The organism is Pseudomonas mohnii (assembly GCF_900105115.1).
GTDB classification, from domain to species: Bacteria; Pseudomonadota; Gammaproteobacteria; order Pseudomonadales; family Pseudomonadaceae; genus Aquipseudomonas; species Aquipseudomonas mohnii.
In genome coordinates, this window is sequence record NZ_FNRV01000001.1 from 167,143 (window position 1) to 180,619 (window position 13,477).

The window sequence follows — 13,477 nt, forward strand, 5'->3', positions numbered from 1 at the left end:
GATTAGCGACTATGTCTGCAACCTGTGACTTCACCCTGGCTGAACTGATGATCGTCGCCGCCTCCGAGGCCTGGCGCGGCAATGGCGAAGTGATTGCCTCGGGTCTTGGCGTGATTCCGCGCCTTGGCGCGAGCCTGGCCAAACTGACCCACAGCCCCGAGCTGCTGATGACCGACAGCGAAGCCTTCCTGGTCGAAGAGCCGATTCCCCTCGGCCCGCGTGGCGACTACGTGCCGCGTTACTCGGGCTACCTGTCGTTCGAGCGGGTCTTCGAATGTGTCTGGGGTGGTCGCCGTCACGCGATGATCGGCCCGACCCAGATTGACCGCTGGGGCCAGACCAACCTGTCCTGCGTGGGCGATTATCAAAAGCCCAAGACCGCGATCCTCGGCGTGCGCGGTTTGCCGGGCAACAGCATCAACCACCTGAACTCGTTTTTCGTGCCCAGCCACAACACCCGGGTGTTCGTCAGCGGCGAGGTGGACATGGTGTCCGGCGTCGGCTTCAAGGCCGACCGCTGGCCCGAAGGTGCGCGCCGCGACCTGATGGACATCCGCTGGGTAGTCAGCGATCTGTGCGTGCTCGATTTCGACGGCCCCGACCGTGCGGTGCAGGTGCGCTCGTTGCACCCCGGCGTGACCTTCGAGCAGGTCCAGCAAAACACCGGTTTCCCGTTGCTCAAATCGGCGCAACTGCATGAAACGGTGCACCCGACCGAAGAGCAGTTGGCCCTGATCCGCCGACTCGATCCCCACGATTACCGCGCTACGGCGATCAAGGGCAATCCGCCCGGCATCCGTCAGGCCTGAGGCGAGGACAGTGAACATGCACAGCAGCGAGAGTGAATTCGTCGTCCGTGAGGACAAAGCCGTCTACGAAACAGACACACCGGTGCTGTACAGCGTGGCCGAGGGTATTGCCACGCTGACGCTGAACCGGCCGACCTTCAACAATGCGCAAAACTCGCAGATGACCTATGCCCTGGATGCCGCCTTTCGCGAGGCGGTCAACGATGACGAGGTCAAGGTCATCGTCTTGCGGGGCAACGGCAAGCATTTCTCGGCAGGTCACGACATCGGCACGCCGGGGCGCGATATCGACAAACCGTTCGAGCGCGCGCACCTGTGGTGGGACCACACCAACAAACCCGGTGGCGAGCAACTTTACGCCCGGGAACAGGAGGTCTATCTGGGCATGTGCCGGCGCTGGCGCGAATTGCCCAAGCCGACCATTGCCATGGTCCAGGGTGCCTGTGTCGCGGGTGGGCTGATGCTGGCCTGGGTGTGTGATTTGATCATTGCCAGCGATGACGCATTCTTCCAGGACCCGGTGGTGCGCATGGGCATTCCGGGGGTGGAGTATTTTGCCCATCCCTATGAAATGAACCCACGCATCGCCAAGGAATTCCTGTTTACCGGCGACCGCATGAGCGCCGACCGGGCCTGGCAAGTGGGCATGGTCAACCGCGTGGTGCCCCGTGAAGCGCTTGAACAAGCGTGCTATGCACTGGCCGCCGGCATCGCCCGCCAGCCACGCATGGGCCTGGCACTGACCAAGCAGGCGATCAACCACGTCGAAGACCTGCAGGGCAAGCGCACGGCCATGGATGCAGTGTTCGCCTGGCACCATTTCGCCCACGCCCATAACGAGCTGTTGTCCGGCGACAAATTGGGCGGCTTCGATGCCAAAGGCATGGCCCGGGCCAACAAGCAGGCCGAGGACAAACGCCCATGAACCGATGGCTTGATACGCCCTTGACCGAGGCGCTCGGTTGTCGCTACCCGATTGTGCAAACCGCGATGGGTTGGGTCGCCGACGCCAACCTGGTGATCGCCACGACCCAGGCTGGCGGCTTTGGTTTCCTGGCCGGTGCAACCATTCCCGCTCACGAACTGGAAAGCGAAATCCGCAAGGTGATCGACGCCACCGGGGGCAGCAACTTCGGGCTCAATTTCCATATGTTCCAGGACAACGCCGCGCAGTGCGTCGATCTGGCGATCCAGTACCGCCTGCGTGCCGTGAGCTACGGGCGCGGCCCGGACAAACAGACCATCGCGCGGTTCAAGGCGGCCAAGGTGCTCTGTATCCCGACAGTGGGGGCACTCAAACATGCGCTGAAGGCCGTGGAACTCGGCGCCGATCTGATCACCATTCAGGGCGGCGAGGGCGGCGGTCATACCGGCGGTGTGCCCAGTTCCATCCTGTTGCCCCAGGTACTGGCAGCGGTCAAGGTGCCGGTGATCGCCGCCGGAGGGTTTTCCACGGGCCGTGGTCTGGCCTCGGTGCTGGCCGCCGGCGGTGCCGGGATCGCGATGGGCACGCGGTTCCTCATGACTCGCGAATCGCCGACGCCGCCGGCGACGTTGCAGCGCTACCTGAAGGTCAGCGACCCGCAACAGGTGCGGGTCACCACCGCGGTGGACGGCATGCGCCATCGCATGATCGAAAACCGCTTCATCAATCATCTGGAAAAGGCCGGCCCGTTCGGGCGCTTGCGCATGGCCCTGGGTAGCGCCTGGCAATGGAAGCAGCACACAGGCATGAGCCTGGGGCACATGGCCACGGTATTTGTCCGTGCGTTGCGTGAAGACCCGTCCGCGCTGTCGCAAGTGGTTATGGCTGCCAACCAGCCGGTGCTGCTGCAACGCTCAATGGTCGATGGCGCGCCGGACGAAGGCATCCTGCCCAGCGGCCAGGTCGCTGCGGCGATCGGCGAGTTGCTCAGTTGCCGTGAGGTCATCGAAGGCATCGCCAGTGAAGCCGAGCAATGCCTAGACGCGCTCCTGGCCCGCCGCCAGACCCATTCATCGAACCATCCCGCCAGTATTGGAGAACCCCTGTGAACCAGGCATTTACCACACAACTCAATCAGGGGATCGCGGAACTGGTGATCGCCAAACCACCGGTCAACGCCCTTGACAGTCAGCAATGGCACGCCCTGGCGCGACAGATCGAGGCGCTTGGGGCCGACCCCGAAGTCCGCGTGATTGTCATCCGCGCCGAAGGCCGGGGCTTTTGTGCCGGTGTCGACATCAAGGAACTGGATAAGTACCCCGAGCGAATTGTCGACGTTAACGCCGGCAACTACGCCACGTTCAAGGCCGTGCATCGCAATCCGGTGCCGGTCATTGTCGCGGTGCACGGCTTCGTCCTGGGCGGCGGCATCGGCATCACCGGGGCGGCGGATATCGTTATTGCGTCTGACTGCGCGACTTTCGCCTTGCCGGAAGTCGACCGTGGCGCGATGGGGGGCGGTGCGCATTTGCAACGTCTGTTCCCGGTGCAAAAGGTGCGCTACCTGTTTTTTACCGGCGACAGCATCGGTGCGCCCGAAGCCCTGCAATACGGGTTTATCGAGCGGATTGTCAGCAAGGACCAACTGCGCGAAACCGCCCTGGGCATCGCGGCGAAAATCGCCGAAAAAAGCCCAAGCATGATCCGTATCGCCAAGGAAGCCTTGAACGGTATCGAAGACGGCAACCTGGAAGACAAATATCGCTGGGAGCAGGGCTTCACGATGCAGGCCTACAGCAGCCCGGACTCCGCGGAGACCCGCCGGGCCTTCGTCGAAAAACGCGACGCCAAGTTCTGAGGGAACGCCATGGAACTGACTTACACACCCCAACAAACCGCCTTCCGCGCCGAAGTGCGCGCCTGGCTGGCGGCCAACCTGCCGCGCGAGCCGCTGGCCAGCTACGACACCCGCGAAGGCTTCGAACAACACCGTGCCTGGGAGGCGAAGCTGTTCGAGAGTCGCTGGTCGATGGTGATGTGGCCCGCCGAACTGGGCGGTCGCGGTTGTGACCTGATCGAGTGGCTGATTTTCGAAGAAGAGTACTACGGCGCCGGGGCGCCGATGCGGGTCAACCAGAATGGCCAGTTGCTGTTGGGGCCGACGCTGATGGAATTCGGCACGCCTGAACAGAAGCAGCGGTTTCTGCCGCGCATGGCCGCCAGCCTCGACATGTGGGCTCAGGGCTGGTCGGAACCGAACGCCGGTTCGGACATGGCGGCGATCACCAGCAAGGCGACACTCGACGGCGAGCATTACGTGATCAACGGCCAGAAAACCTGGTCGACCCGGGCGATATTCGCCGACTGGCTGTTTGGCCTGTTTCGCAGCGAACCGGGATCGAGCCGCCACCATGGCCTGTCGTTCGTGATGGTGCCGCTCAATGCACCGGGGGTGAGCATTCGCCCGATCAAGGCCCTCAATGGCAAGGATGCCTTTGCCGAAGTGTTTTTCGACGACGTCCGGGTGCCGGTGGCCAACCGTATCGGTGCCGAAGGTCAGGGCTGGCATGTGGCTATGGCCACCGCCGGTTTTGAACGCGGGCTCTTGCTGCGTTCGCCGGCGCGTTTCCAATACACCGCGCGCAAGCTGGTGGAACTGTACAAGGCCAACCGCGAGAGCGCCGACCGCGACCCGAGCCTGCGCGACGCGGTACTGGAAACCTGGATGGGTGCCGAGGCGTATGCCCTGTCGGCCTACTACACGGTCGGCCGGCTGAGTCGGGGCGAGCAGATTGGTGCCGAGTCGAGCATCAACAAGATCATCTGGTCGGAGCTCGACCTGAAAATGCACGAAACCGCGATGCGCATTCTCGGTGGCCGCGCCGAGCTGCTGCCGCCCGTGGAGGGCGATGCGGCGGGCTGGCTGGAGGGGTTCCTGTTCGCCCAGTCCGGGCCGATCTACGCCGGAACCAACGAAATCCAGCGCAACATCATTGCCGAGCGGATGCTCGGCTTGCCGAAATAAGGAACGGGCCATGGACTTCACTTTTACCGATGACCAGCTGACGTTTCGCGAAGCCATCAGTCGTTTCCTGATGACCGAAGCCGCCCCGGAAATGCTCCGGGAAATCTGGGAGACCGATGTCGGTCGTTCACCGGACCTGCGCGGCAAGATTGCCGAACAGGGCCTGACCGCCTTGTCGGTGCCGGAGGCCGAGGGCGGCCTGGGCATGGACGATTTGGCCTGGGCGTTGATGACCCAGGAGCTGGGGTATTACGCGATTCCCGACTCCCTGGCCGACACTGCGTATGTCGCCACCGGGCTGCTCACCAGCCTGCCAAGCGGGCACCCGGCCCGCAGCAGTCTTTTACCGCGTATTGCCGAAGGCACCGTGCGCATTGCCATCAGTCATCCCGTCAACCCGCTGGTCAGTGATGCTCAGCTGGCTGAAGTCTTGATCCTGACCGATGGCGACGACATTCATATCGTGCCGCGCGCCCAGGTGGATGTTCAGCAACGGCCGAGCATCGACGCGTCCCGGCGTCTGGGGCGGGTTATCTGGAACCCGACCCCGGCCACCTGCGTGGCCAGCGGCGCTTTGGGTCGTACCCTGCAGGCACGACTGCTCGAGCGTGGCGCCTTGTCGGTGGCCGGGCAACTGCTCGGGCTGGCGCAACGCATGCTCGATTTGTCCGTGGACTACGTCGCGCAGCGCAAACAGTTCGGCAAGCCGATCGGCAGCTTCCAGGCCGTCAAGCATCACCTGGCCGATGTTGCCCGGCATATCGAACAGGCCAAACCGGTGCTGTACCGCGCCGCGCATGGCCTGGCCAGGGGCGATGCCCATGCCGGCGTATGGGTTTCCCAGGCCCGCCTGGCCTGCTGCGAAGCCAGCTGGATCGCGGCGCGCAAGGGTATTCAGGTGCATGGCGCGATGGGCTACACCTGGGAAGTCGACCTGCAGATGTTCATGAAACGTGCCTGGGCGCTCGATGCGTCCTGGGGGGATCGCGGTTTCCATAAAACCCGTGTCGGCGAGTACGTGTTCGCCGATGGTGCCCGCCTGGGCCCGGGCCATACCTTCGAGGAGTGAGTCATGCCAGAGGCCTATATTGTTGATGCACTGCGCAGCCCGACCGGCAAGCGCAAGGGTGCCTTGAGCGACGTTCACGCCATTGACCTGGGCGCCCGGGTGCTCAAGGCGTTGGTGGAGCGCAACGCCATTCCCGGCGAAGACTATGACGATGTGATCTTCGGTTGCGTCGATACCATCGGTGCCCAGGCCGGGGACATCGCCCGCACCAGTTGGCTGGCCGCCGGTTTGCCACTGAACGTGCCCGGCACCACGATTGATCGTCAGTGCGGCTCGTCACAACAGGCGCTGCATTTCGCCGCGCAGGCGGTGATGAGCGGCACTCAGGACGTGATAGCCGTCGGCGGGGTGCAAACCATGACCCGGATTCCGATTTCCTCGGCCATGCTGGCCGGGCAGGCGCTGGGTTATCCCGATCCGTTTTCCGGCAGTGAAGGCTGGCGCGCACGGTTCGGCGATCAACCGGTCAACCAGTTCTACGCCGCGCAGCGCATCGCCGATCATTGGGGCATCAGCCGCGAGCAGATGGAGGCCTTCGCCCTGCAAAGTCATGCCCGCGCCCTGGCCGCCATCGAGAGCGGGCGATTCGCCCGGGAAATCGTTGCCTGCAACGGTTTGCGAGTGGATGAAACGCCGCGCCTGACCAGTCTTGCGAAAATGGCCGAATTGCAGCCGGTGGACCCGCAATTTCCCTCGATCACCGCCGCTGTTTCAAGCCAGACCTGCGACGCCTCGGCGGCATTGCTGGTGGTGTCGGAGGCAGCGCTCAAGCGTTATGACCTGACGCCTCGCGCGCGTATCCATCACCTGACGGTGCTGGGCGATGACCCGATCTGGCACTTGACCGCGCCGATCGCCGCGACCCGTCGGGCCCTGGAGAAAACCGGTTTGCGCATGAGCGATATCGACCGGGTAGAGATCAACGAAGCCTTCGCCTCCGTGGTCATGGCCTGGGCCAAGGAGCTCGACTACGACCCGGCGCGCACCAACGTCAACGGTGGCGCCATCGCCCTGGGTCACCCGCTGGGTGCCACGGGAGCCCGGCTGATGACCACGCTGCTGAACGAGCTGGAATGCAGCGGTGGCCGTTACGGCCTGCAAACCATGTGCGAAGGCGGTGGCCAGGCCAACGTCACGATCATCGAACGCCTCTAGGGTTTTCCCTTATCCATCCGTACCGCCGCCCGTGGGGCGTGCGGTCGTGCAGTCAAAGGAGTCAAGCATGGCTATATGTTCAGGCCGCACCGTGATCATCACCGGGGCCGGCGGCGGGCTCGGTCGCGCCTATGCGCTGGCGTTCGCCGCAGCGGGCGCCAACGTGGTGATCAACGATATCCGCGCCGATGCGGCGCAAGACGTCGCGGGCGAAATCCGCGCCAGTGGTGGCCAGGCCATCGCCAACAGTGACGACATCACCACCCTGGCCACCGCGCAGCACATCATCGACGCGGCGTTGGGGGCCTTCGGTGAAGTGCATGTGCTGGTCAACAATGCCGGGGTCCTGCGCGACCGCATGTTTATCAGCCTCAGCGAAGAAGACTGGGACATGGTCATGCGCGTGCACCTCAAGGGGCATTACTGCCTGGCCAACCTGCTGGGGCGGCGTTGGCGTGATCTGGCCAAGGCCGGTACACCGGTTGACGGTCGCATCATCAACACCAGCTCCGGCGCGGGTCTCCAGGGCTCGGTGGGGCAGTCCAATTATTCAGCGGCCAAGGGCGCGATTGCCTCGTTGACGCTGGTCCAGGCGGCCGAACTGGCGCGTTACGGCATCACCGCCAACGCACTGGCCCCTGCAGCGCGTACCTCGATGACCGAAAGCGCGATGCCTGATGTGGTGAAGAAGCCCGAGGACGATAGCTTCGATGCCTGGGCCCCGGAAAACGTTGCACCGCTGGTGGTGTGGCTTGGCAGCACGGAATCGGCCCACGTCAATGGCCAGGTGTTCGAGAGCCAGGGCGGGCGAATTTCCCTCGGGGACGGCTGGCGCACCGGCGTGACCCGCGACAAGGGGGCGAGGTGGCAGGTGGAGGAAATTGGTGGCGCCGTAGCCGAGATCCTCGCCGAAGCCCCGAAGGCTCAGAAGGTGTGGGGCACGTAGTCGCCAAGCTGGCCTTCGAACCGGGCGCAGCAGCGTGTCTGTTACTGCGCCTTTTCGTTCTTCGCGGGCAAACCGAGCTCCCAGGGACACCGGGGTTTTATACCCTGTTTTGACGATGCGCCCGCCTGGCGCCCTCCCTACAAATGCAGGGCATTCATTCCCTGGAGGTAGACGCTGTGAAACAAGCCCCCCCTTATGTTCCCGGTCATCAACTGCTGGCAGGCAAGTCGGTGCTGATTACAGCCGCCGCAGGTGCCGGTATCGGGTACTCAGCCGCCCGGCGCAGCGCCGAGGAGGGCTGCCGGGCATTGATGATTTCCGACGTGCACCCGCGTCGCCTTGAAGAGGCGGTGGAGCGCCTCAAGGCCGAAACGGGCCTGCAAGCCATTTATGGCCAATTGTGCAATGTCACCCTCGAAAATGAGGTCCAGGCCCTGGTGGCGAGCGCCGAGGAACACCTCGGCGGCGTCGATGTGCTGATCAACAATGCGGGCCTCGGTGGCCAGAAGCGCGTGGTCGAGATGAGCGACGAAGAGTGGCTGCGGGTGTTGGATGTGACCCTGACGGGCACGTTTCGCATGACCCGCGCGATGCTGGGGCCGATGCAACGCCGTGGCGCGGGTGCCATCGTCAATAATGCCTCGGTCCTCGGTTGGCGCGCCCAGAAGGAACAGGCGCATTACGCCGCGGCCAAGGCCGGGGTCATGGCGCTGACCCGTTGCAGCGCGCTGGAGGCCGCGGAGTATGGCGTGCGTATCAACGCGGTGTCGCCATCGATTGCCCTGCATGACTTTCTCAAGAAGGCTTCCAGTGAAGAGCTGCTCGCCAGCCTGGCCGGGCGCGAGGCGTTCGGGCGTGCCGCCGAAGTCTGGGAAGTCGCCAACGTGATGATGTTCCTGGCCAGCGATTACGCCTCCTACATGGTCGGCGAAGTGTTGTCCGTCAGTTCCCAACAAGCCTGAGGAGTAGGCGATGACTCATGTTTTCAGCAGTGCCCGGGCGTTGCTCGAGGCCGAAGGCCTGGACCTCGGCTGCACCGAGTGGCTGACCATCAACCAGGCGCGCATCGATCTGTTCGCCGAAGCCACCGGCGATCACCAGTGGATTCATGTCGATCCGGTACGCGCCGCCACCGGCCCGTTCGGTGCTTGCATCGCCCACGGTTACCTGACCCAGTCGCTGGTTAACCTGTTCCTGCCGCAATTGCTCACGATCGACAACATGGCGATGGGCGTCAATTACGGCAGTGACCGCGTGCGCTTCCCGGCACCGGTCAAGGTTGGATCGCGGGTGCGTGGCAGCGCCAGCATCGTGCGTGCCGAACAACTGGCGGACGCCGTGCAACTGGTGGTGCGCGTCACTGTGGAAGTCGAGGGCCAGTCGCGCCCCGGCTGTGTAATCGACACGATCAGCCGCTACACCTTCAACCCTATTACCGAGTGAGCCTGTCATGGATTTGAATGAAGTTGTCATCGTTGCTACTGCGCGGACCGCGCTCGCCAAGTCGTTTCGCGGTTCGTTCAACGACACCGAAGCCCCGGTGCTGGGCGGACACGTGGTACGGGCCGTGGTCGAGCGGGCCGGTATCGAACCGGGTGAAGTGGATGATGTGATCATGGGCGCTGCGGTGCAGCAGGGTACCCAGGCCTACAACATCGGCCGCCTGTGCGCCTATACCGGCGGCTTGCCGGACACCGTGCCGGGCATGGCCCTGGATCGCATGTGCGCCTCGGGCTTGATGAGCATCGGCGTCGCGGCCAAGGGCATCATGACCGGCGAGTTGAACATCGCCATCGGCGGTGGCGTGGAATCGTTGTCACTGACCCAGACCAAGCACAAGAACAGCTATCGCGCCCAGTCCGAAGCCGTATTGCAGATCATGCCCAGCGCCTACATTCCGATGCTGGAAACCGCTGAAATCGTGTCGCGTCGCTACGGCATTAGCCGCGCTGCTCAGGACGAGTATGCCTTGCAGAGCCAACTGCGCACCGCCGCCGCCCAGCGTGACGGATTGTTCGACGAGGAAATCGTTGGCTTGAGCGTCGACAAGCTGTGTTTCGATGCCGCCGGCCAACCCAGCGGTCATCAGCGTGTGGTGGTCGAGCGCGACGAATGCAATCGCCCCAACACGCGCCTGGAGGACCTGGCGTCGCTCAAGCCGGTGTGGAAGGACGGTAAATGGATTGAGCAGGGGGAGTTCATTACTGCCGGCAACGCTTCGCAGTTTTCCGACGGTGCATCGGCCAGCCTGCTGATGAGTCGCGTGGAAGCCCAGCGTCGCGGGCTGACTCCGCTGGGCATCTATCGGGGCATTGCCGTGGGCGGCTGCGCCCCCGAGGAAATGGGCATCGGCCCGGTGGTGGCGGTGCCCAAGTTGCTCAAGCGCTTTGGCCTGAGCGTGGCGGACATCGGCCTGTGGGAAATCAACGAAGCCTTCGCCTGCCAGGTGCTGCATTGCCGCGATGCGTTGCAAATCCCGGCCGAACGCCTGAACGTCAACGGCGGTGCAATCTCCATTGGCCATCCGTTCGGCATGTCCGGTGCGCGCATGGTCGGTCACGCACTGCTGGAAGGTCGTCGTCGCGGCGCCTGTTATGTGGTGATTGCCATGTGCATCGGTGGCGGCATGGGCGCGGCCGGGTTGTTCGAACTGCCTTAAGATGGACCACGGTGCAATGCGCATCGATATCACCCATGACCATTGATTCAAGCGGGCCCCTTAGTCCGGGCCCGCTGCCGGGGGAGTGGCAATGCAAAGTCGCTTGACGAACACACAGGTCCTGACTGAGATGGGGCTGGAGCTTTCAGACTACGAACGGCTCATCGGCAACATGTACGATTCGGCCATGGATATCCGCCGTTTGGGTGATTCGTTGCGCCAGCTGCGTTCACTGTTCAAGGCCAATTTCGTGACCTTGATCCTGCGCGTTCAGGATGAGCCGCTGCTGTCGCCGATGATGGTCGCCGGCGATGTCGAGCTGGGGGAGGGGGGCATCAACCATTACGCCTACTATTCCAAATCCACGCTGTTCGACAATCTGCCCACCGACACGGTTTTCACCGTGGATGAATTGGTGAGCGAGGCCGAGTGGCTTGGTTCTTCTTTTTATCTGCTCTACTGCCAACCCTATAACTGTCATCAGATGCTGGGTGCCGATATCCGCATGCCCGATGGCAGCGCCGTACGTTTCCGGATCAACCGCCCACGGGATCAGGCACGGTTTTCTCACGTCGATCGAGCCATGTGCGAGATGCTCCTGCCGCATTTGCGCCGTGCGTTGCACATGCATTCACAGCTTGATCGCAGTGAATCCCTGGGCAGCCTGTATTCGCAAACCATCAGCCGCATGGCGGTGGCGACCTTCGTCCTCGATGAGAACGGCAGTGTAGTGCAGCTCAATTCGGTGGCCCGGGAGATTCTCGACAGTCAGGACGGCCTTAAAGTCGTTGGCGGTCGGCTCGAAGCCATTTACCCGAGTGACAATCGCGAACTGCTGCGCCTGGTGCGTAATGCCTTTCAGCGGGCAAGCTCGGGCGGTGCCGGCGTGCAGGGTGCCGAGGCCATGTCGATTTCCCGGCCCTCGGGGAAAGTCAGCCTGGGCGTGGTAGTGGAATTGATACCGACGCAGGAGCTGGTCGAGGGCAGGGGGAAACCGACGGTCGTGGTGTATGTGCGCGACGCGGTCAGCAAGTCGCTGGTGAGTAACGTGGCGACTTCGCAGTTGTACAACCTGACGCCGGCGGAAACCGCGCTGGCCCTGGAGCTGGCCAACGGTCTGTCGCTGGAGGAGGCGTCGGAGACATTGAGTATTCGCCGCAACACAGCCCGTGCGCACTTGCGTTCGATTTTTTCCAAGACCGGTGTCCGTCGCCAGACCGAACTGGTGAGGATCATGCTCAACAGTGTCGTGGCGTTGGCGCAGCCCCACGGACCGGGTTTGGCCGAGCCAGCGCTTTAAGTGGTATTGCTTGGGCGCCGGGTAAAAATGCGTTAGTCCGTGCGGACGATGCTTCTCGATCCTTGGGCTGCCGATACTGGGTGACCGCTATCGGTAACCAAGGAGAATAAAAATGACCGGCAGTAACCTGGCCTCCAGTTGTCTTGTCTCGCGGCCTGCCAACGCCACTCCCAGCTGGGTGTTGGGGTTGATATTGGGATGCAGTGCAATCGCCACGGCGAATGCGGCACCCGAAGATGTGGAGCGCCTGGGCAAGGATTTGACCTGTGTCGGCGCCGACAAGAGCGCCAATGCCGATGGCAGCATCCCGGCGTTCAGTGGCAAGTGGCTGGGGGTGCCACCCCACGTGGACTTCAAGGGCACCGGCAACCATCCCATTGACCCGTACCCGGACGAAAAACCGCTGTTCGTGATTACCACGGCCAACCTGGCGCAATACAGCCAGTATCTGTCCGACGGGCAGAAAGCCTTGTTCAAGCTGTACCCGGCTACGTACAAGATGCCGGTCTATCCCTCGCACCGGGATTTCCGTTTCGATGATGGGGTGTGCAATGCCACCCGCGAAAACGCCAGCATCGCGCGACTGGTCGATGACGGTGAAGGGGTGGTGGGCAAAACCGGTGGCACGCCCTTTCCCGTACCACGCAGCGGCCTGGAGCTGCTGAAGAACGCCTCGGCCTTCACCTTGCGCGCCTGGACCGAGGAGTACACCTCCGACAACGCCTATGTGCTCAAGGACGGCAACATCAACTGGGGTCGCGTGCACTCGCGCAACCTGGCGCCGTCGCTGGAACCGGGCAAGAAAGGCGAGACGGTGGGCAACTCGGCGTTCTACCTCAACGAAACGCTTCTGCCACAACGGGACAAGGGCGAGATCAATACCGGCACCGAGTTCTGGAACGACAAGACCGAACCCCGCCAGGCCTGGCGTTACGACCCCGGTACCCGTCGTGTGCGCCAGTCGCCGGGGTATGGCTTCGACATGTCGTTCCCTGGCAGCGGCGGTTCGATCACCGTGGACGAAGTGCGGCTGTTCAACGGCTCGGGCCAGCGTTATGACTGGAAGATCGTCGGCAAGCGCGAGATGTTCATCCCCTACAACACGTATCGCCTGCACGCGGCGAATCTCAAGTACGCCGATTTGCTGACCCCGGGCCACTTCAATCAGGACGCCATGCGCTACGAGCGTCATCGGGTCTGGGAGCTGGAAGGCACCCTGAAGCCGGGTTATCGCCATCTGTACGGCAAACGCAAGCTGTACATCGATGAAGACACCTGGTTCCCGATGCTGGCCGACAACTACGACAACCGTGGCGAGCTATGGCGGACGTCGATGCTGAATTTCTTCTACGCCTATGAAAGCCAGCGACCGCAAGCGGGTGTGGGGCTGTACTACGACCTCAATGCCGGCAGCTACCTGGCGTTCAACCTGATCAATGAACAGCGCAGTGGTTACCAGTTGAACAAGCCGGGTTTCAGCCCGCGGGACTTCGGCCCGGAAGCCGCCCGTCGATTCGGTCAATAGCCGTGGAGCAGGGTGCTCATCGAGCAGTGAGCACCCTTTGAGAATGGATCGCGTTTGATCTAGT

13 protein-coding genes are annotated in these 13,477 nt (G+C 63.0%); all 13 read left to right on the top strand.

Translation table 11 applies throughout. From position 1 onward, the window contains the following. Positions 1 to 11: 11 nt before the first annotated feature. The 13 genes from BLV61_RS00685 to BLV61_RS00745 all read left to right on the top strand — a co-directional run bounded on the left by BLV61_RS00685 (position 12) and on the right by BLV61_RS00745 (position 13,413). Positions 12 to 809 carry a CoA-transferase subunit beta gene (locus BLV61_RS00685; RefSeq protein WP_047529103.1) on the top strand — a complete coding sequence of 266 codons (798 nt, stop codon included), beginning with the start codon at positions 12 to 14 and terminating at the stop codon, positions 807 to 809. Between the two features lie 16 nt (positions 810 to 825). Continuing rightward, positions 826 to 1,734 carry an enoyl-CoA hydratase gene (locus BLV61_RS00690; RefSeq protein WP_047529105.1) on the top strand — a complete coding sequence of 303 codons (909 nt, stop codon included), beginning with the start codon at positions 826 to 828 and terminating at the stop codon, positions 1,732 to 1,734. Continuing rightward, positions 1,731 to 2,843 (top strand): NAD(P)H-dependent flavin oxidoreductase, encoded by a 1,113-nt coding sequence (locus BLV61_RS00695; protein ID WP_090461808.1) that lies wholly within the window; start codon positions 1,731 to 1,733, stop codon positions 2,841 to 2,843. The genes BLV61_RS00690 and BLV61_RS00695 overlap by 4 nt, the downstream gene beginning before the upstream one ends. Beyond that, on the top strand, positions 2,840 to 3,592 hold the full coding sequence (locus BLV61_RS00700; protein WP_047529109.1) for an enoyl-CoA hydratase family protein: 753 nt from the start codon (positions 2,840 to 2,842) through the stop codon (positions 3,590 to 3,592). The genes BLV61_RS00695 and BLV61_RS00700 overlap by 4 nt, the downstream gene beginning before the upstream one ends. 9 nt (positions 3,593 to 3,601) lie before the next feature. Further along, complete coding sequence (locus tag BLV61_RS00705) at positions 3,602 to 4,759, top strand: acyl-CoA dehydrogenase family protein (RefSeq protein WP_047529111.1); 1,158 nt, start codon at positions 3,602 to 3,604, stop codon at positions 4,757 to 4,759. A 10-nt stretch (positions 4,760 to 4,769) separates the two neighbouring features. After that, positions 4,770 to 5,828 carry an acyl-CoA dehydrogenase family protein gene (locus BLV61_RS00710; RefSeq protein WP_047529113.1) on the top strand — a complete coding sequence of 353 codons (1,059 nt, stop codon included), beginning with the start codon at positions 4,770 to 4,772 and terminating at the stop codon, positions 5,826 to 5,828. Positions 5,829 to 5,831: 3 nt separating this feature from the next. Continuing rightward, positions 5,832 to 6,983 (top strand): acetyl-CoA C-acetyltransferase, encoded by a 1,152-nt coding sequence (locus BLV61_RS00715; protein ID WP_047529114.1) that lies wholly within the window; start codon positions 5,832 to 5,834, stop codon positions 6,981 to 6,983. A gap of 67 nt (positions 6,984 to 7,050) precedes the next feature. Continuing rightward, the gene (locus BLV61_RS00720; RefSeq protein WP_047529116.1) at positions 7,051 to 7,929 is read left to right on the top strand and encodes an SDR family oxidoreductase; all 879 of its coding nucleotides are present in this window, start codon (positions 7,051 to 7,053) and stop codon (positions 7,927 to 7,929) included. 176 nt (positions 7,930 to 8,105) lie between these two features. Continuing rightward, on the top strand, positions 8,106 to 8,891 hold the full coding sequence (locus tag BLV61_RS00725) for an SDR family oxidoreductase (RefSeq protein ID WP_047538666.1): 786 nt from the start codon (positions 8,106 to 8,108) through the stop codon (positions 8,889 to 8,891). A 10-nt stretch (positions 8,892 to 8,901) separates the two neighbouring features. Beyond that, positions 8,902 to 9,372 carry a MaoC family dehydratase gene (locus tag BLV61_RS00730; protein WP_047529118.1) on the top strand — a complete coding sequence of 157 codons (471 nt, stop codon included), beginning with the start codon at positions 8,902 to 8,904 and terminating at the stop codon, positions 9,370 to 9,372. 7 nt (positions 9,373 to 9,379) lie between these two features. After that, the gene (locus BLV61_RS00735; protein ID WP_081997878.1) at positions 9,380 to 10,588 is read left to right on the top strand and encodes an acetyl-CoA C-acyltransferase; all 1,209 of its coding nucleotides are present in this window, start codon (positions 9,380 to 9,382) and stop codon (positions 10,586 to 10,588) included. A 91-nt stretch (positions 10,589 to 10,679) separates the two neighbouring features. Then, positions 10,680 to 11,888 carry a helix-turn-helix transcriptional regulator gene (locus tag BLV61_RS00740; protein ID WP_047529120.1) on the top strand — a complete coding sequence of 403 codons (1,209 nt, stop codon included), beginning with the start codon at positions 10,680 to 10,682 and terminating at the stop codon, positions 11,886 to 11,888. Positions 11,889 to 12,000: 112 nt separating this feature from the next. Continuing rightward, positions 12,001 to 13,413, top strand: coding sequence for a DUF1329 domain-containing protein (locus BLV61_RS00745; RefSeq protein ID WP_081997879.1), 1,413 nt, complete (start codon positions 12,001 to 12,003; stop codon positions 13,411 to 13,413). Positions 13,414 to 13,477: the final 64 nt, after the last annotated feature.

Bases quoted from the DNA above. Each gene is read 5' to 3' on its own strand.
- BLV61_RS00710 (WP_047529113.1), top strand. From the start codon at position 4,770: ATGGACTTCACTTTTACCGATGACCAGCTGACGTTTCGCGAAGCCATC.
- BLV61_RS00730 (WP_047529118.1), top strand. From the start codon at position 8,902: ATGACTCATGTTTTCAGCAGTGCCCGGGCGTTGCTCGAGGCCGAAGGC.
- BLV61_RS00690 (WP_047529105.1), top strand. From the start codon at position 826: ATGCACAGCAGCGAGAGTGAATTCGTCGTCCGTGAGGACAAAGCCGTC.
- BLV61_RS00705 (WP_047529111.1), top strand. From the start codon at position 3,602: ATGGAACTGACTTACACACCCCAACAAACCGCCTTCCGCGCCGAAGTG.
- BLV61_RS00685 (WP_047529103.1), top strand. From the start codon at position 12: ATGTCTGCAACCTGTGACTTCACCCTGGCTGAACTGATGATCGTCGCC.
- BLV61_RS00720 (WP_047529116.1), top strand. From the start codon at position 7,051: ATGGCTATATGTTCAGGCCGCACCGTGATCATCACCGGGGCCGGCGGC.
- BLV61_RS00740 (WP_047529120.1), top strand. From the start codon at position 10,680: ATGCAAAGTCGCTTGACGAACACACAGGTCCTGACTGAGATGGGGCTG.
- BLV61_RS00735 (WP_081997878.1), top strand. From the start codon at position 9,380: ATGGATTTGAATGAAGTTGTCATCGTTGCTACTGCGCGGACCGCGCTC.
- BLV61_RS00745 (WP_081997879.1), top strand. From the start codon at position 12,001: ATGACCGGCAGTAACCTGGCCTCCAGTTGTCTTGTCTCGCGGCCTGCC.
- BLV61_RS00695 (WP_090461808.1), top strand. From the start codon at position 1,731: ATGAACCGATGGCTTGATACGCCCTTGACCGAGGCGCTCGGTTGTCGC.
- BLV61_RS00715 (WP_047529114.1), top strand. From the start codon at position 5,832: ATGCCAGAGGCCTATATTGTTGATGCACTGCGCAGCCCGACCGGCAAG.